Source organism: Vibrio sp. Vb1755, from assembly GCF_033338635.1.
Lineage (GTDB): Bacteria > Pseudomonadota > Gammaproteobacteria > Enterobacterales > Vibrionaceae > Vibrio > Vibrio alginolyticus.
Genome location: NZ_JAWOTA010000022.1, coordinates 56879 through 74614 on the forward strand (window position 1 = coordinate 56879; position 17736 = coordinate 74614).

At 45.2% G+C, this 17736-nt stretch carries 16 protein-coding genes; 2 read left to right on the forward strand and 14 right to left on the reverse strand.

Annotation, left to right across the window (positions count from 1 at the left end; all coding sequences use genetic code 11):
* Positions 1-108: 108 nt before the first annotated feature.
* Positions 109-1629 (reverse strand): transcriptional regulator, encoded by a 1521-nt coding sequence (locus tag R7E00_RS17350; protein ID WP_262606315.1) that lies wholly within the window; start codon positions 1627-1629, stop codon positions 109-111.
* Positions 1630-1719: 90 nt separating this feature from the next.
* Positions 1720-2322, reverse strand: a complete 603-nt coding sequence (locus tag R7E00_RS17355) for a YitT family protein (RefSeq protein ID WP_017635671.1) — start codon at positions 2320-2322, stop codon at positions 1720-1722.
* 347 nt (positions 2323-2669) lie between these two features.
* Between R7E00_RS17355 and glyA the strand changes: the two genes are divergently transcribed.
* Positions 2670-3920 carry a serine hydroxymethyltransferase gene (glyA, locus tag R7E00_RS17360; RefSeq protein ID WP_005381985.1) on the forward strand — a complete coding sequence of 417 codons (1251 nt, stop codon included), beginning with the start codon at positions 2670-2672 and terminating at the stop codon, positions 3918-3920.
* Positions 3921-4366: 446 nt separating this feature from the next.
* Here glyA and lipA read toward each other — a convergent pair whose 3' ends face one another.
* From lipA to leuS, 12 genes are all read right to left on the reverse strand, one after another.
* On the reverse strand, positions 4367-5332 hold the full coding sequence (gene lipA, locus R7E00_RS17365) for a lipoyl synthase (RefSeq protein WP_005391329.1): 966 nt from the start codon (positions 5330-5332) through the stop codon (positions 4367-4369).
* Positions 5329-5991: a lipoyl(octanoyl) transferase LipB gene (lipB, locus tag R7E00_RS17370; protein ID WP_053350277.1), complete on the reverse strand. Its 663-nt coding sequence runs from the start codon at positions 5989-5991 to the stop codon at positions 5329-5331. The genes lipA and lipB overlap by 4 nt, the downstream gene beginning before the upstream one ends.
* A 176-nt stretch (positions 5992-6167) precedes the next feature.
* The gene (gene ybeD, locus R7E00_RS17375; protein ID WP_005384135.1) at positions 6168-6446 is read right to left on the reverse strand and encodes a DUF493 family protein YbeD; all 279 of its coding nucleotides are present in this window, start codon (positions 6444-6446) and stop codon (positions 6168-6170) included.
* Between the two features lie 139 nt (positions 6447-6585).
* Complete coding sequence (locus R7E00_RS17380) at positions 6586-7764, reverse strand: serine hydrolase (protein ID WP_005384132.1); 1179 nt, start codon at positions 7762-7764, stop codon at positions 6586-6588.
* A 91-nt stretch (positions 7765-7855) separates the two neighbouring features.
* Complete coding sequence (locus R7E00_RS17385) at positions 7856-8659, reverse strand: septal ring lytic transglycosylase RlpA family protein (RefSeq protein ID WP_017635670.1); 804 nt, start codon at positions 8657-8659, stop codon at positions 7856-7858.
* A 2-nt stretch (positions 8660-8661) separates the two neighbouring features.
* Positions 8662-9783 carry a rod shape-determining protein RodA gene (gene rodA / locus R7E00_RS17390; RefSeq protein WP_005384128.1) on the reverse strand — a complete coding sequence of 374 codons (1122 nt, stop codon included), beginning with the start codon at positions 9781-9783 and terminating at the stop codon, positions 8662-8664.
* Positions 9783-11699 carry a penicillin-binding protein 2 gene (mrdA, locus tag R7E00_RS17395; protein WP_005384126.1) on the reverse strand — a complete coding sequence of 639 codons (1917 nt, stop codon included), beginning with the start codon at positions 11697-11699 and terminating at the stop codon, positions 9783-9785. The genes rodA and mrdA overlap by 1 nt, the downstream gene beginning before the upstream one ends.
* A gap of 29 nt (positions 11700-11728) precedes the next feature.
* Positions 11729-12199: a 23S rRNA (pseudouridine(1915)-N(3))-methyltransferase RlmH gene (rlmH, locus tag R7E00_RS17400; protein WP_017821762.1), complete on the reverse strand. Its 471-nt coding sequence runs from the start codon at positions 12197-12199 to the stop codon at positions 11729-11731.
* A gap of 4 nt (positions 12200-12203) precedes the next feature.
* Positions 12204-12521, reverse strand: coding sequence for a ribosome silencing factor (gene rsfS / locus R7E00_RS17405; protein WP_005373015.1), 318 nt, complete (start codon positions 12519-12521; stop codon positions 12204-12206).
* Between the two features lie 88 nt (positions 12522-12609).
* Positions 12610-13629 carry a DNA polymerase III subunit delta gene (gene holA, locus R7E00_RS17410; RefSeq protein ID WP_005384123.1) on the reverse strand — a complete coding sequence of 340 codons (1020 nt, stop codon included), beginning with the start codon at positions 13627-13629 and terminating at the stop codon, positions 12610-12612.
* Between the two features lie 5 nt (positions 13630-13634).
* Complete coding sequence (gene lptE / locus R7E00_RS17415) at positions 13635-14174, reverse strand: LPS assembly lipoprotein LptE (protein WP_005384122.1); 540 nt, start codon at positions 14172-14174, stop codon at positions 13635-13637.
* Positions 14175-14326: 152 nt separating this feature from the next.
* The gene (leuS, locus tag R7E00_RS17420) at positions 14327-16900 is read right to left on the reverse strand and encodes a leucine--tRNA ligase (RefSeq protein WP_104975937.1); all 2574 of its coding nucleotides are present in this window, start codon (positions 16898-16900) and stop codon (positions 14327-14329) included.
* Between the two features lie 153 nt (positions 16901-17053).
* On the opposite strand from leuS, the gene R7E00_RS17425 reads away from it, so the two are divergent.
* On the forward strand, positions 17054-17524 hold the full coding sequence (locus R7E00_RS17425; protein WP_005373024.1) for a zinc ribbon-containing protein: 471 nt from the start codon (positions 17054-17056) through the stop codon (positions 17522-17524).
* Positions 17525-17736: the final 212 nt, after the last annotated feature.

The following is a 17736-nucleotide window of genomic DNA, read 5'->3' on the forward strand; positions in this document are numbered from 1 at the left end:
GCCGCTTCATGTTGGGCCGTTGCTTGAATGCGAGCATGCTAAGTTCAGCGAGAGAAAAAGGGCAAAAAACAAAAGATAACAGGGGTTAATGAAAGCTTAATTTTATATTTAGGTCTTTGTTTTATTTGGATTTATTTCGTTGGCTACATTAGTGCAATACTCGTTAATGAGCGCTTTCCATCGGCTTATGATTTCTTGATCGGTCACACTAACATGCAACGTTTTCCACGGTTGGAGGCAAGTCTCTTTGGATTCAGATTGAGAAAGACGCTCAAACAAGGTTTCGGAAGGTAAAACGCGCAGCAGCGCCACCAGTGATTCCATGTAGTTGAGACGGAACTGTTCAAGTTTGTTCTGCTTGTAAGCAATGTGAGACACAAAGGTATAAATCAGTGCGTTTTGGATGCGTGAGTCGCCATCTGGTGTCGTTAACAGAGCTTTTGCCCTGTCTAAGTTACCTAATTTGAAATGCAATAGACCTAACCAGAGGCTCAGCTCATCTGGCAAAACATCAAACGACGATTGTACTTGAGTTAAATACGCTTCCAGCTTTTGATGTTCGTGCTCGTATAAGGCGAGATGTCTTGCCGTTGTTATAGCCGCAAACTCATCAGATTGTCGGAGAGGTTGGCTAGAAAAGGCATTCTCGAATAACATTTTTTTGTGAATATCCGAAAGCTGCCACGTACTTGCCGAAGGTGCAGGCAGATTGAAGTATTGCGCGACATCCGAGTGCATTTGGAAAATATCCGATTGTAAGTCAGATAAACGCAGTGTGTACTCATTGCGAAACGCTAGCTTGCCCGTCGCAGGATAAATAAGGTTCATCTGCGCTTTCAAGATGCCCTGTTTTGTGCCGTCTTTTAACTCGATATTGAGCTCGTAGTCGCTGGTCTGCATGTTTCGTGCGCCAGGGAAATATGGCGCATGACCGATAGGATCAAGAAAGTAACTGGGAGCATCTTGGTTGGCGATGTCGGTGTATGGATATTCGACCTGTTGTTGCAGCAAGATGGCTTTGACCAGTATGCGGTATTTTCGCGCCTGAGAGCCGATTGAATCGACACGGTTGAGTAGTAGCTCGACTTTGGGAATCAGTAGTTGATGACGTGTTTGTTGTGTTGAGATTTCTTGGCGTTGCCATAACAAGCTTGCGAGCGTCACGCTACAAACTGCAAGTATGGCACACAAGCTATAAGCAAAAATCAGCTTGAAGTTCTTATTCCTCGCAACCTGAGTTGGGATAACGCGTCGATGGCTTTTCGCTGGTGGCACCAAACGAATATTGGCAGGGTTAAGAAAGTAGCCTTTGCGGGGGTAAGTGACTAAAAGCTTAGCGGCATCGTATTCGGGTAAGTACTGCTGTAGCAGGGCACGTAAGGTGCTAATGCGGTTCGTGAGCACATTCTTAGAGATGAACTTGCTCTGCCAAATGGTTTCAATAATGGTGTCAGCATAGAGTGGGTGGCCAACGCTTGTTAACAGCAGTTCTAATAATTCAATGGTGCGAGGTTCAAGATCAATCGCGATAACATCTTGATGAAGGGTCTGTGTCTTCGGGTTATAGATCAGCTCTCCAATCGCAATACAACTGTGAGTCTGTTTAGCTTGTTGCAGAAAGTCGCGCATACCGTACCGATCTATTTGGAAATCGCGAAGTATTATATAGCGATTGGAGCGCGAAATCTTATAAATCGCGCTTCAATCATTATCAAAAATTTATGAACCGTAGGTCACGGAATAGCGGTGCGGTTTGTGGTTCATCGCTAACACGAGATTGAGTGCAAACGCCCCCAAAATTGAAAGGCCAATCACTTCTGGTGTGACAAAGAAGAATGAAGCAAACAGGATACATGCATCGATTGCCATTTGGCTTTTGCCAACTGAAATGCCAAATTTGTCTTGGATAAACAAACACAGCACGTTAAAGCCACCCAAGCTGGAGCGATGTCGGAATAGGATCAGCATACCGAGCCCCATTAAAAGCCCGCCTGCGACGGCGCAATAAACTTCATTTACCGATTCGAGCGAGATTAGCAAATAAAGATGATCGGCAAAGATAGAAACCAACGCGCCAGAAATGGCACTATTAATGGCGAAATGACGGCCGAAGCGTTTCCATGCTAGTAAGTAAAAAGGACTGTTTGCTAAAAAGTACAGCACACCAAAGGTAAAAGGTGTAAATTGGCTAATAAGCAGAGCCAATCCAGTCGTGCCTCCCGTTAGAAGGTTCGCGGATTGGAGAAAGAAAACGCCTTGAGCTACTAAAAAGGTACCCGTGAGAATCGCTATCCAGTCTTCTTTTAATGAGTGTTTTTCCATCAATATTGCAGTCATTAGTGATAAATAAGGCGTGCATAGTAGTAAAAAGATGATCTTTTCGGTAGCTAGAGGGTAAAATTTACGGTAAACCTATGTAATTGCTGTTTTACAGGGTGTAAAGCACAAATTTGACAGGCAATAGATTGTCGTTATGCGATTGCAATGCTGGCATGATAAACATTGCTTGTCATCATGAAAAAACTGCATGAGAAAAATTGTAAATTTCTCTTTATGACCTAAATCAAATTATGTAGAATGCGCGCCATTAGGGTGACGAAAACGTTTGCGTCGGGTCATTCAACAGTTTTTTTGCAACTTTCAGTACTAATCTGAGTCAGGAGATACAGATGCTTAAGCGTGATATGAACATCGCAGATTACGATGCGGAACTGTTCGCAGCTATCCAGGAAGAAACTCTTCGCCAGGAAGAACACATTGAACTTATCGCTTCTGAAAACTACACAAGCCCACGTGTAATGGAAGCGCAAGGTTCTCAGCTAACGAACAAATACGCTGAAGGCTACCCAGGTAAGCGTTACTACGGCGGTTGTGAGTACGTAGATAAAGCTGAAGCACTAGCAATTGAGCGTGCATGCCAACTATTTGGTTGTGAGTACGCTAACGTACAGCCTCACTCAGGTTCTCAAGCAAACAGCGCAGTTTACATGGCGCTTCTTAACCCTGGCGATACAGTTTTAGGCATGAGCCTAGCGCACGGTGGTCACCTAACTCACGGTTCACCAGTAAACTTCTCGGGTAAGCACTACAACGTTATCCCTTACGGTATCGATGAAGCTGGTCAAATCAACTACGACGAGATGGAACAGCTAGCACTTGAACACAAACCTAAGATGATCATCGGTGGTTTCTCTGCTTACTCGCAAATCGTTGATTGGAAACGCATGCGTGAAATCGCTGACAAAGCAGGTGCTTACTTATTTGTTGATATGGCGCACGTAGCTGGTCTTATCGCTGCCGGTGAATACCCAACACCAGTACCGCATGCTCACGTGGTAACAACAACGACGCACAAAACACTAGCAGGTCCTCGCGGTGGTCTTATCTTGTCAAATGCTGGCGAAGATATGTACAAGAAATTGAACTCAGCAGTGTTCCCTGGTGGTCAAGGTGGTCCTCTAATGCACGTTATCGCTGGTAAAGCAGTAGCGTTCAAAGAAGCGATGGAGCCAGAGTTCAAAGCTTATCAAGCTCGCGTAGTGAAAAACGCAAAAGCAATGGTTGGTCAGTTCCAAGAGCGTGGCTACAAAATCGTATCTAACGGTACAGAAAACCACTTGTTCCTTGTTGACCTAATCGACAAAGATATCACTGGTAAAGACGCAGACGCGGCACTAGGTGCAGCAAACATCACTGTAAACAAGAACTCAGTACCAAATGACCCACGCAGCCCATTCGTAACGTCTGGTATCCGTGTAGGTACGCCAGCGATCACTCGCCGTGGCTTCACTGAAGAAGATGCAAAAGAGCTAGCAAACTGGATGTGTGACGTTCTAGATAACATCGGCAACGAAGAAGTTATCGAAGCGACTAAACAGAAAGTGCTAGAAATTTGTAAGCGTCTACCAGTTTACGCATAACTGTTCTTCATAGAATGAGTCGATTTCGGTGTCGAACATACTCATTTGCTCGCGCAAACTCCGTGTGTTCTTCTAGAACTCGACTCATCTATTTTGAACGTTGATATACTAAAGGTCCTCAATTGAGGGCCTTTTTGTTTGTCTGGCGTTTGGAATGAGATATAGCGAGAGTGTGTGATAAGGGGATGGCTACCAACACTGTCCCTTTTCAATATATCGAAACCACGTCATTCCGACGAGCCTAGGCGAGATCAGGAATCTTGTTAAGGCACACTCTTTTACTCAGAGTTTCCCTAAAAATCATCAGTACTCTGAAAACTGATTCTGAATCACGCTCGTTCCTCGCTGTTCAGAATGACAGTGGTAGAATGGCTTTTTATCATCATTTTCCAGATACAAAAAAGGTTGGCACTGAGCCAACCTTTCTTTTCAAAACAAGCGAGAGCTTATTTAATCTCGATACCTTGAGCTTGCATATCGGCATGGTAAGAAGAGCGCACAAATGGACCACACGCTGCATGCGTGAAGCCAAGTTCTAGTGCAACTTCTTTTAGCTCGTCAAACTCTGATGGTGGAACGTAACGTTCTACTGGCAAGTGGTGACGGCTTGGCGCTAGGTACTGGCCTAGAGTCAGCATCGTTACGCCGTGTGCGCGTAGATCTTTCAGTACTTCGATGATTTCTTCTTTGGTTTCACCAAGGCCCATCATCAAACCAGACTTGGTCGGTACATCGGGATGCTGCTCTTTGAACTTCTTAAGAAGCTCAAGTGACCATTTATAGTTCGCACCTGGGCGAGCTTTACGGTAAAGACGTGGCGCTGTTTCTAAGTTGTGGTTGAAGACATCTGGCGGATTGTCTTTCATTAGATCAAGCGCTACATCCATGCGACCACGGAAGTCAGGAACCAGTGTTTCAATCTTAATATGCGGGTTTAACGCACGGATCTCGCGGTTACAATCGGCAAAGTGTTGTGCACCGCCGTCACGCAGATCGTCACGGTCAACAGAAGTGATTACTACGTATTTCAGCTTCATATCGGCAATGGTTTTCGCCAGTTTTTGAGGCTCTTCTGCTTCCGGTGGTAATGGGCGGCCATGAGCAACGTCACAGAAAGGACAACGACGAGTACAAATAGCACCTAAGATCATGAAGGTTGCTGTACCGTGGTTAAAACATTCCGCTAGGTTCGGGCAAGATGCTTCTTCACATACGGAGTGAAGTTTATTCTTACGCATCGCCGCTTTGATGTCTTGAATTCGTTGGCTGTCGGCTGGTAGCTTGATCTTCATCCAATCAGGCTTACGTAGCACTTCTTTCTGCTCTGTAGGCATGTTCTTTACGGGAATCAATGCCATTTTATCGGCGTCACGATATTTAACGCCTTTTTCCATCTGGATTGGTTTGCTCATGCTTTATTACCTTGAGAAGGTGCTTCTGTGCTGAATTCTACTTGCTCATAATCGAGCAAAGTAACGAGTTCTTCTATTAATTGTTTTTCTACGGCTTCTACATTGTCTGGGCCGCCAAATTGGCTGACCTGAACCATTTCCATACCTTCATAACCACAAGGGTTAATACGCAGAAACGGTGTTAAATCCATATTTACGTTCAAGGCTAAACCATGAAACGAGCATCCTTTACGAATGCGTAAACCGAGAGAGCATATTTTCTTACCGGCAACGTAGACACCTGGTGCGTCAGGTCGCGCGGCTGAGCCAATATTGTATGCTTTTAGCGTGTTGATCACGAGGTTCTCGATTGTGGTAACGAGATCTCGTACACCTAATTTTTTGCGGCGTAGGTTGATCAAGAAGTAGGCGACCAACTGACCAGGGCCATGATACGTAACCTGACCTCCGCGATCACTTTGTACAACAGGAATATCGCCAGTGTTAATCAAGTGCTCAGCTTTACCTGCCTGTCCTTGCGTAAATACTGGGTTATGTTCTACCAACCAGACTTCATCACGGGTTTCTTCTGTGCGTTGGTCGGTGAACTCATGCATCGCCTTCCATACAGGCTCATAGTCTTGGCGGCCAAGTCGTTTTACAACAAGTTGGTGTTGCATGGGAATTCCTGTTGCTAATATATAAAGTTTTTGGATTATAAACCGGATAACCCTGATGCTCTACCGCTGCGTAACAGATTTTTAACTGAAAGCGATGTAAAGCCTCGTTATCTCTTTGATAAATAAAAAGAAAGCAGCCAAAGCTGCTTTCAAAAAAAATTTAATCTATCAAAAAATTATAGAACCATGCGTACGATGTCAATTTCACCTAACTCTTTGTACAGTGTCTCAACCTGCTCGATAGAGGTTGCAGTAATGTTGATTGACACAGAGTGGTAGTTGCCCTTAGCACTTGGTTTAACGGTCGGGCTGTAGTCACCTGGAGCATGGCGCTGAATAACTTCAAGAACAAGCTCTGGAAGTTCAGGCTTTGCATGACCCATTACCTTGTAAGTAAATGAACAAGGGAACTCAAGCAGGTCTTTTAATTTTGCATCAGAGTTGATGGTTAGCATATCGATAACTCCAGTAGATATTCGTTGCGGTGCGAAATAGTACAGTCAAATTAGGGGGAACTCAAGACGAGGAGCTCAAACTTAAAAAGCCGCCCATTCAGGCGGCTTTGCGAATAAGTTTGCTACTCTAACGTTCTTTTTAGAAGAAGCTCTTGAATAACAATACGATGTAATCCCACATGCGGCTAAATAGACTACCTTGCTCTACGGTTTCTAGTGCCATTAGTGGGTACTCGGCAATATCTTCACCATCGATCTGATAGTATAGCTTACCAACTACATCACCTTTATTAATTGGGGCTTCTAGCTCTTTTTCAAGGACGAAGCTTGCTTTTAGGTTTTTCGCTTCACCACGCGGTAGTGTTACGTAAGTATCTTGGTCAAGACCCAGTGCTACGGTGTCTTTGTTACCCATCCACACTTTTTCTTCTACGAACGTTTCACCTGCTTTGTGCGGTGCCACTGTTTCGAAGAAACGGAAGCCGTAGCTTAGCAGCTTTTTGCTTTCTGACTTACGAGCATTGGCATCTTTAGTACCCATAACGACCGCAACCAAGCGCATTTGACCTTCAGTTGCTGAACTTACTAGGCTGTAACCCGCATTACTTGTGTGACCCGTTTTGATGCCGTCAACGTTCATGCTCTTATCCCAAAGTAGACCGTTACGGTTGTATTGGGTGATGCCGTTGTAAGTAAATTTCTTCTCTGAGTACACTCGGTACTCATTTGGTACGTCACGGATAAGTGCTTTACCTAGCAGTGCCATGTCGTATGGTGTTGAGTACAATTCTGCGTTATCTAAGCCATGAACATTGGCAAAGTGCGAGTTAGTCATACCCAATGTGTTGGCCCAAGCGTTCATTAGGTCAACAAATGCATCTTCTGAACCTGCAATATGTTCTGCCATCGCAACACAGGCATCGTTACCTGACTGGACGATGATACCTCGGTTCAGGTCACGTACTTTAACTGTTGTGCCTACTTCAATGAACATCTTTGATGAATCAGGGAAGTTTTTCGCCCACGCATTTTTACTGATGGTGACATCATCATCTTCTGAGATATTACCACGCGCTAGCTCTTGGCCGATTACATAGCTGGTCATCATCTTAGTCAGACTAGCTGGAGACAATTTTGTGTTCATCTCTTTCTCTGCCAGTACTTTACCTGAATGGTAATCCATCAGCACGTAGCCCTTCGCCGCGATTTGAGGGGCATCTGGAACAACGATAGGTGATGCAAGAGCAGATTGAGCGAAAGTTGCAGAAAGGGCAACCGAAGAAACGAGAATAGATTTCACAAACTTATTTTTATTCATGGTAATTCAAATTTTTGGGTTAACTGCAGACATCTTATCAGAATCCCTAGTTATGTAAGAGGGGGATCAAAGAGAAATTCATGACACGAGGTCATTTGGCAGTGTTGTGTTTTTTAATAAATGCAGACGAATAGCCGAGCAACTTTACTTTATCTAATGTGGCTTGCGTCAGGGAATAGTCAGTAAATGGCCCTAACAACAAGCGATAAGACTCTTTCGCACTCTCTAGGAAAGTTTCTGTATCCAATTTTTGACCAAGCTCGGTACCTAAAGTTCGCGCGCGTTCTTCATTTTTTGATGATGCCACTTGAATAACGTACCTAGGGTGCGCTTCTAATGACTTTTTATCCGTGGGCTGATTGATACTGATCACTTCAATTTCCACGTTCGCGGTGCCTGTTTTTATGACATCTAACTTGTGCGCGGCGGCATAGCTTAAATCAATGATACGGCCATCGTGAAAAGGACCTCGGTCATTAACTCGTACTATGGTGGTTTTGCCGTTGTCAGTATTGGTAACTTTTACGTAACTTGGTAACGGTAGCGTTTTATGCGCTGCCGTCATTGAGTACATGTCATAGATTTCGCCATTAGAAGTCAAATGACCTTGGAATTTTTTCCCATACCAAGATGCTCGGCCTTTTTCTTTAAAGCCTTTCGCATTGCGAACTATTTTGTAGTCTTTGCCACGTAAGTGGTAATCTTTGTTCCCACCTAGGCTGTACGGTTCATATTTAGGATGCGCATCCTCGATGTGTTCGACTGAAAGCGGTGTATCCGGTGCAACATCGGATTCGAGTTCGTAACGGCCTTCTTGTTCTTTTTGGCTAGTTGATGAACAGCCTGCCAAAATAAGAGCAGAGAAAACCAAGGAATATAAAGCGCGTTTTTGCATGTCTAGGTCGCCTTAGAGAATGCTTTTCGGTGCGTATGAATCGACATCAGAATACCAAAACCAGCCATCAAGGTTACCATTGATGTGCCGCCATAACTGATGAGTGGCAACGGTACACCTACTACAGGTAGGATGCCACTTACCATGCCAATATTTACAAAAATATACACGAAGAAGCTGAGTACAATACTGCCTGCCATCATTCGTCCAAATGCGGTTTGCGCTTGGCTGGCGAGATATAAACCTCGTCCAATAATAAATAGATAGATGGCTAAAAGGCAAAGGAAGCCAATCATACCCCATTCTTCAGCAATTACTGCAAAGATAAAGTCAGTGTGTCGTTCAGGAAGAAATTCTAGTTGTGACTGCGTACCTTGCAACCAACCTTTGCCGGAAATACCGCCGGAGCCAATCGCAATTTTACTCTGAATAATGTGGTAGCCCGCTCCTAGCGGATCAGACTCCGGGTTAAATAGAGTACGAACTCGCACTTTTTGATACTCTCGCATCAAGAAAAACCACAGAATTGGAATGAAACCACCTAATGCAATCGCAGCACCAGCAATTATTTTCCAGCTAATGCCTGCGAGGAAGATAACAAAAATACCGGAAGCCGCGATCAGGATTGAGGTACCTAAGTCAGGCTGTTTTGCAATGAGAATGGTTGGTAAGCAGACCATAATCAGTGCAACAATGAGTGTTCTTAGCGTTGGTGGGAGGGGCTGTCTACCAACATAGCGAGCTACCATTAATGGCACCGCGAGCTTCAATAGCTCTGACGGTTGAAAGCGCACAAAACCGAGGTTAAGCCAACGCTGCGCGCCTTTCGATGCTTCACCGAAAAACAGCACGCCGAAAAGCAGTATAACGCCACCAACGAACATCAAAGGTGCCAAGCTTTCGTAAGTTCGTGGAGAAAGCTGTGCAAGGACGAGCATCACAACGAGTGAAAGCACCATTCGCATGGCTTGGCGATCCATCATCAGTAAACTTTGGCCACTGGCGCTGTACATGATCACCAGGCCAAACCCCATCAGGGCCAGTATGCCAAGTAGGAGTGGTAAGTCGATATGGAAGCGTTCAAACAGGGCGCGATTTTTACCTGTAGAGGGATCCATCTTCATTACTGTTTTACCTCTTTCTTCGCATTGTTTTCAGGCTCAATTTCTTCTGGACCAAGAACGACTCGGTCAAAAATTTTCCTTACTACTGGGGCACCGTTACTAGAACCACCACCGGCATTTTCTAGTACTACAGTGACGACCACTTTAGGATCATCAAATGGTGCAAAGCCAGTAAATAACGCATGGTCACGTAAGTGCTCGGCGATCTCATCGGCGTTGTACTCTTCGTTTTCACCCAGACCGAAGACCTGTGCAGTACCTGATTTACCCGCTGTTTCATAATTCATTTTGTAGAATGAGCGACGAGCTGTTCCGCGCGTGCCATGGTTTACCCGACGCATGCCTTCTTTCGCCATATCCCAGTACTTTTTAGGCACATTCTTGATTGGTGGGTAAGTCACGTATTCTGTCGTTTGCTGCTCTTCGAAGTCGTTACCATTTTCTATCGTCGCTTTGAGCAAGTGAGGTGCGATCACTTCTCCCTCGTTTACTAATACGGAGGTTGCTTTGGCGATTTGCATTGGTGTTGCTGTCCAATATCCTTGGCCGATACCCACAGGGATCGTATCACCTTTATACCATGGGGTTTTATGGCGAGACATTTTCCAGTCACGAGTCGGCATATTCGCCTTACTTTCTTCGTAGATATCAATGCCAGTGTAATCACCAAAACCGAACATCATCATCCAATTCGAAATACGGTCAATACCCATGTCATAAGCGATTTGATAGTAGAAGGTATCAACAGACTCTTCGATCGACTTAATGATATCGACGCGCCCGTGCCCCCAACGCAACCAGTCACGAAACGGGCGTGTGTTGGAGTTTGGTATGCGCCAATAACCAGGGTCATTTCGTGTGGTGTTAGGTGTGACGACACCTTCTTGCAGCGCGGCTACCGCCATAAATGGTTTGATGGTAGACGCAGGAGGGTAAATGCCAAGTGTAGTGCGGTTGACCAAAGGACGGTTTTTATCGTTCAAAAGGGCGCGATAGTCTTTACCTGAGATTCCGTGCACGAACGAGTTAGGATCGTAGCTAGGGCTCGAAACCATAGCCAGTACGCCGTTGTCTCTAGGATCGATTACTACAGCACTGCCTCGGCGGCCGTCCAATAATTGGTGTACGTACAACTGCAAGTTGATATCAAGGTTTAAAACGATGTCTTTTCCGGGTACAGGTGGAACGTACTTTAAGGTACGAATTACTCGGCCGCGGCTGTTTACCTCGACTTCTTGATATCCGGCTGTACCGTGTAAGAGGTCTTCGTAGTATTTTTCAATACCCAGCTTACCAATGTCGCGAGTGGCTTGATAGTTTGCGTCTTTTTCTTCTCGGATCAGGCGCTGCATGTCGCGATCATTGATTCTAGAAACATACCCAATCACGTGGGTTAAGACTTCGCTGAAAGGGTAGTAGCGCTTTAAGGTCGCACTTATTTCCACACCTGGAAAGCGGTACTGATTGACGGAGAATACCGCTACTTGTTTTTCGTTCAGTTGGGTAAGCAGTGGGACCGATTTAAATCGACGAGTCCGTTTACGCTCGTGGTGGAAACGTTCAATCTGGTCTGGTGTAATTTCCAGAATAGTCTGTAATTCTTGGATGGTTGCATCAATGTCTTTAATTTTTTCTGGGGTCAGTTCTAAGTTAAAGACGGGACGGTTCTCTGCCAGTAAAACGCCATTTCGGTCATAAATTAGACCTCGGTTAGGCGCGATAGGCACTACTTTGATGCGGTTATCGTTCGAGCGGGTTTGATAGTCTTGAAACTGGTTCACCTGAATGTTGTACATGTTGGCAACCAGAGCTCCCATCAAGACAACAATGCCGATAAAAGCAACAATAGCGCGGCTGGCAAACAGACGCGCTTCGGCTTGATAATCTCGGATTTGACTGCGTCGTTTACGAATCATTAACGCTTGGCTCTAAAGTTAAACAACGATTATTCGCGATGATAAGGGTGGTTAGCGGTGATGCTCCACGCTCGGTACAAGCTTTCTGCCATTACGATACGCACTAGAGGGTGGGGTAGCGTTAAGGCAGACAATGACCAGCTTTGGTCTGCTGCAGCTTTGCATGCAGGAGCGAGTCCTTCAGGACCGCCGATTAATATTGATACATCACGGCCATCTAATTTCCAAGCTTCTAACTGCTCAGCGAGTTGAGGAGTGTCCCATTTTTTACCTGGGATATCTAACGTGACGATACGGTTGCCTTTTGGTACCGCCGCGAGCATCGCTTCTCCTTCTTTTTGCAGGATGCGAGCGATATCGGCATTCTTACCACGCTTACCAGCAGAGATTTCAATCAACTCCAACGGCATATCATGCGGGAAACGGCGACGATATTCTTGAAAGCCTTCCTCAACCCATTTTGGCATTTTTGTGCCAACAGCAATTAGTTGAATTTTCAAAAGATTAACCCCAGAGTTTTTCTAGCTGGTAGAGTTCGCGGTGCTCTTCTTGCATCACGTGAAGCATGGCGTCGCCCATATCTAGGACTACCCATTCACCTTCGTTTTCACCTTCCATTCCTAGTGGCTCAAGACCGGCTTTTTTCACTTCTGTTGCAACATGGTCAGCGATGGATGAAACGTGGCGTTTGGATGTACCAGTACAGATGATCATGTAATCTGTCACGCTTGATTTATCTTCCACATTTAGGACGATAATGTCTTCCGCTTTCATGTCGTCGGCTTTATCAGCTAAAAAGTCTTTCAGTTCTTCGCGAAGCACTCGGTTTTCCTCGGTTTGTCTCTTATCTCTAAAGTGTTTTACATTCTTGCTTGCAAAACAGGTCGCGCACTATATCACGCTTTGATTTTTAAATTGCCAGCTTAATATCAGGAGAGCAGGTTTCTAAGCTCAACTGATGAATAGTTGGCCATACAGACTCGTCATACTGAGTTTTGGCTTTTATCTCGGCTTGAGCCAACAAGGAGAGCAATGCACAAATACGACTCGCTGATAAGCGGGTCAGTGCTGCGTTATAGAGTGGACGCTTGTTTTGCCAAACTCGATATTTCTCAAATACCTGGTTCATTCCCATTTGAGTTAAGTCTTGATGCATATTTAAAAGTTGGCTCAACTCTTTTTGTACACTTCGAATCAAGATCACGGTCTCAACCCCTTCCGCCTCAAGTTGGCGAAGAATACGTTGTGCACGGTTTGCTTTACCTGCCAGTAAGGCGTCGATCCAGTTAAAGGTAGTGAAGTGATTATGGCGACTTAGGGCTTCCTCTAAACGTATGATGGTCAGCTCACCATCCGGATAGAGTAGGGCCAATTTCTCTAAGCTTTGTGTCAATGCAAATAGGTTACCTTCATGCCATTGAGCCAACATTTGCAGTGATTGCTGATCGGGTTTTAGTCCCAACGTGCGGCAACGTGTCTGAATGAACATAGGTAGGCGTTGAAGGTCTGGCGACAAGCAGCTTACCCAATCGCCTTTTGAGCTTAATGCTTTGAACCATTTCGCATTTTCTTGGGCTTTGGTCAGTTTGCTACCAACAATGACGAGCATGATGTCATCATGAAGCATATCACACAGTGTTTGCAGCTCTTTGCTGACGGCGGTTGTTACGCCACTTTCAGGAATTTCAAGCTCAATCAATTGACGGTTTGAAAACAGGCTCATCGCTTGGAAACAGTCGTAAACTTGGTTCCAGTCGATGCTAGCATCCACCGCAAAACGGTGTTTTTCCTCAAAACCTTGCTGAAACGCTGCCTTTTGGATTGCTTGGCGGCTTTCTTGAATCAGTAACGGCTCATTACCAAAGATTAAGTAAACCTGTTTAACTTGTTTAGTTAAATGATCCGTTAGCTTATCGGCATAAATTCGCATAGTGACTAAGAGTTTTTGTTCGCTGGCTCAGAGATTTGTCCTGCTTCATATTCGGCACGAATACGGCCCAACTGGCGCATCATCTGTTTTGCAGCTTGCAAGCGCATCTCGTCTTCAATTACGTCACGCTCAACAGATTTTGCAAGTGCGGTCAACGGGTTGTCTAGGTAGTTGCGGTTTACTGTTGTCGTAAAGTTTTTAGAACCATAGCCAGGAATTGTCACACGGTATTTTACTACGTATGTCAGCTCTTTTTCTGCTGCACGGCTATTTTGATAAAGCGATAGTGTACGCTCATCGATTGTCGCTTCCGTCAAATGAAGGTTGGGTACCGTCGATGATGGTTGAACAAGTTCAACTTTGTTCAGTTCGAGTTGAGAGCGAACATAGCGAGTTAATTCACTGTATTCATCGTAGCTGGAGAAAGACATAGTGTGCAGCTCTTCCGGTACGGAATACTCGCCGCGAAGGTGAAAACCACAGGCAGAAAGAAGCCCCGCTAATACCAATACCACTGGTAGTTTAATCAAAGAGAAAAAGCGCATTGATTGTATTCATCCTAAATTGAAGGGGTTATTTACCTTAAACCACTCATGTGAATGGTTTGAGGTAAATAAACAGGGTAGAAAACTACCCTGTTTAATGACTCTTGGTTAACAAATAAGTTCGCTAAACAGAGACAAATTGACAGCTGCGATTAGTTTGCAACGATGTTCAGCAGTTTACCTGGAACGTAAATAACTTTACGAATAGTCAGGCCATCAGTGAACTTAACCACGTTTTCGTCGTTTAGACCAAGCTGTTCGATATCGTCTTTAGAGATATCAGCTGGGACTGTTAGCTTCGCACGTAGCTTACCGTTAACTTGAACAACGATAGTTTTTTCGTCTTCAACTAGCGCTTTTTCGTCAAACGTCGGCCATGCCGCGTTATCAATGTCTGTTTCACCTAGTGCTGCCCATAGCTCGTATGAGATATGCGGAGTGATAGGGTAAAGCATGACAACAATAGCTCTCAGTGCTTCGTCAAGGATTGCACGATCTTGCGCAGATTCTTGAGGCGCTTTCGCTAGTTTGTTCATCAGCTCCATGATCGCTGCGATCGCGGTGTTGAATGTTTGACGACGAGCGATATCGTCCGTCACTTTCGCGATAGTCTTGTGAACGTCGCGGCGAAGTGCTTTTTGATCACCAGAAAGCGCTGAGGTATCTACTGCTTCTGCTGCACCTTTCGCTGTGTGCTCTTTCACTAGTTTCCAAACACGTTTTAGGAAGCGGTTCGCACCTTCTACGCCAGACTCTTGCCATTCAAGTGTCATGTCCGCTGGAGACGCGAACATCATGAATAGACGTACTGTGTCAGCGCCGTACTTGTCTACCATTTCTTGAGGGTCGATACCGTTGTTCTTAGACTTAGACATCTTGATCATGCCTGAGTGCGTTACATCACGACCTTCAGTGTCTTTAGCAGAAGTAATGCGGCCTTTACCATCACGTTCAACGGCTACGTCTGTTGGAGCTACCCACTCTTTGCCGCCTTTCTCGTTCTCGAAGTAGAACGCATCAGCCAGTACCATGCCTTGACACAGTAGTTGCTTGAACGGTTCGTCAGAAGTTACGTAACCCGCATCGCGCAGTAGTTTGTGGAAGAAGCGTGAGTACAGTAGGTGCATACAAGCGTGCTCGATACCACCGATGTATTGATCTACTGGTAGCCAGTAGTTTGCTTTTTCTGGGTCTAGGATGTCGTCCGCTTGTGGTGAACAGTAACGCGCGTAGTACCAAGAAGATTCCATGAACGTATCGAACGTATCTGTCTCACGTAGAGCAGGTTCGCCGTTAAAGGTTGTCTTCGCCCACTCTTTGTCTGCTTTGATTGGGCTAGTGACGCCGTCCATTACCACGTCTTCTGGAAGAATCACTGGTAGTTGGTCAGCAGGTACTGGGTGAACTTCACCGTCTTCAGTCGTTACCATTGGGATTGGTGCGCCCCAGTAACGTTGACGAGATACACCCCAGTCGCGTAGACGGAAGTTTACAGTCTTAGTGCCTTTGCCCTCTGCTTCTAGCTTCGCTGCAATTGCATCGAACGCCGCTTGGAATTCTAGGCCATCGAATTCACCTGAATCGAACAGTACACCTTTCTCTGTATATGCCGCTTCAGAGATGTCTAGCTCGCTGCCATCAGCAGGCTTGATAACTGGCACGATGTCTAGACCGTACTTCGTTGCGAACTCGTAGTCACGTTGGTCGTGTGCAGGTACAGCCATTACCGCGCCTGTACCGTAGTCCATCAGTACGAAGTTTGCTACGTATACTGGTACTTCGCGGCCGTTCAATGGATGAATAGCAGTAAGGCCAGTTGCCATACCTTTCTTCTCCATTGTCGCTAGCTCAGCTTCTGCAACCTTGTTGTTCTTACATTCGTCGATAAACGCTGCAAGCTCTGGATTGTTCTCTGCTGCAAGAGCTGCAAGAGGGTGGCCGGCTGCGATACCCACGTAAGTCACACCCATTAGCGTATCTGGACGTGTTGTGTAAACTTCTAGGTCTTGTTGACCCTTAACTTCAAACTTCAGTTCAACACCTTCAGAACGACCAATCCAGTTGCGCTGCATGGTTTTTACCATTTCAGGCCAACCTTCAAGCTTATCTAGGTCGTCTAGTAGCTCTTGAGCGTACTCAGTGATTTTGATGAACCATTGAGGGATTTCTTTTTGCTCTACAGGCGTATCACAACGCCAGCAACAACCGTCTTCAACCTGCTCGTTTGCAAGAACAGTTTGGTCGTTAGGACACCAGTTAACAGAAGAAGTCTTTTTGTAAACTAAACCTTTCTCGTAAAGTTTAGTGAAGAACTCTTGTTCCCAGCGGTAGTACTCCGGTGTACATGTTGCGAATTCACGGTTCCAATCGTAACCAAAGCCTAGAAGCTTAAGTTGGTTCTTCATGTATTCGATGTTTTCGTAAGTCCAAGGTGCTGGCGCAGTTTTGTTTTTTACTGCTGCGTTTTCTGCAGGTAGACCGAATGCGTCCCAACCGATTGGTTGCATCACGTTTTTGCCTTGTAGGCGTTGGAAACGAGATACTACATCACCGATAGTGTAGTTGCGCACGTGACCCATGTGCAGTCGACCACTTGGGTATGGGAACATGGACAGACAGTAGAATTTTTCTTTATTTGGGTCTTCACTTACAACAAAGGTTTTGTTGTCATCCCAGTGCTTTTGAACTTTTTGTTCAATATCTTGTGGGTTGTATTGTTCTTGCATCGATGGTATCCGTTATCTTGGAATTTGTGAGTTCGGTTAGAACAGACTTAAATAGATCGTCATAGAATACCTAAAGCTAGGGATCACAACAATAGCCAATCTGTACCCATGCGCCCTTAAGTGACGCAGGTAGGAGAAAGATGGAGGTCAGTTATGCCTAAACGTAAAACAGGTTATGAGGAAATGCTCGAGGATGTGATTGAAACCTTGAAGCACAGTCCGGAAGAAGTTAACAAAGCGATTGAGACGTCGGGCAAAGTGGTGGATGCTGCTAATGACTTGACCAAAGATGAATTGGCTTTAATCAAAGCGTACCTTAAAGCAGACTTAAAAGAGTTTTCAGAGAGTTACGAGGATAGCAAAAGCGGCCCGTTTTACTTAACGATTGCGGACTCGATATGGCAAGGGCTGTTAGAGATTACTGACCGAACTAAAGTTGAGTGGGTTGAGTTGTTCGATGACTTAGAGCATCAAGGGCTATATGAAGCAGGAGAGGTGATAGGCTTAGGCACTTTAGTCTGTGATGAGTGTGGTCACAAGACAACGTATAACCACCCAACTGTAATCATTCCGTGTATTAAATGTGGTCACAAAGGCTTTACTCGTCAGTCATTAAAGCCATAAATGGCGCGTAACGACAGTATAATGCTATGAATAAAAAAGAGGCTTAGTCGCCTCTTTTTTGTTTTCAGCCCTAAACCACCTACTTCAGTAGGTGGTTATCATCCGTTTCGGCTTTGCCTGTAAAACTACTCATGTTAAATGCGTCTTTGATTTTTCCAGAAGTCAAAGAGGACAAATAACATGAGTAGATACAATCAAGCTTCCCACGTATT

Excerpts from the sequence above, each read along its gene's own strand:
- ybeD (WP_005384135.1), bottom strand. The coding sequence starts at position 6,446 with ATGCTAACCATCAACTCTGATGCAAAATTAAAAGACCTGCTTGAGTTC.
- lipB (WP_053350277.1), bottom strand. The coding sequence starts at position 5,991 with ATGCAACACCAACTTGTTGTAAAACGACTTGGCCGCCAAGACTATGAG.
- lptE (WP_005384122.1), bottom strand. The coding sequence starts at position 14,174 with ATGCGCTTTTTCTCTTTGATTAAACTACCAGTGGTATTGGTATTAGCG.
- R7E00_RS17350 (WP_262606315.1), bottom strand. The coding sequence starts at position 1,629 with ATGCGCGACTTTCTGCAACAAGCTAAACAGACTCACAGTTGTATTGCG.
- R7E00_RS17380 (WP_005384132.1), bottom strand. The coding sequence starts at position 7,764 with ATGAATAAAAATAAGTTTGTGAAATCTATTCTCGTTTCTTCGGTTGCC.
- R7E00_RS17385 (WP_017635670.1), bottom strand. The coding sequence starts at position 8,659 with ATGCAAAAACGCGCTTTATATTCCTTGGTTTTCTCTGCTCTTATTTTG.
- R7E00_RS17425 (WP_005373024.1), top strand. The coding sequence starts at position 17,054 with ATGCCTAAACGTAAAACAGGTTATGAGGAAATGCTCGAGGATGTGATT.
- rodA (WP_005384128.1), bottom strand. The coding sequence starts at position 9,783 with ATGAAGATGGATCCCTCTACAGGTAAAAATCGCGCCCTGTTTGAACGC.
- leuS (WP_104975937.1), bottom strand. The coding sequence starts at position 16,900 with ATGCAAGAACAATACAACCCACAAGATATTGAACAAAAAGTTCAAAAG.
- holA (WP_005384123.1), bottom strand. The coding sequence starts at position 13,629 with ATGCGAATTTATGCCGATAAGCTAACGGATCATTTAACTAAACAAGTT.
- mrdA (WP_005384126.1), bottom strand. The coding sequence starts at position 11,699 with ATGATTCGTAAACGACGCAGTCAAATCCGAGATTATCAAGCCGAAGCG.
- glyA (WP_005381985.1), top strand. The coding sequence starts at position 2,670 with ATGCTTAAGCGTGATATGAACATCGCAGATTACGATGCGGAACTGTTC.
- lipA (WP_005391329.1), bottom strand. The coding sequence starts at position 5,332 with ATGAGCAAACCAATCCAGATGGAAAAAGGCGTTAAATATCGTGACGCC.
- R7E00_RS17355 (WP_017635671.1), bottom strand. The coding sequence starts at position 2,322 with ATGGAAAAACACTCATTAAAAGAAGACTGGATAGCGATTCTCACGGGT.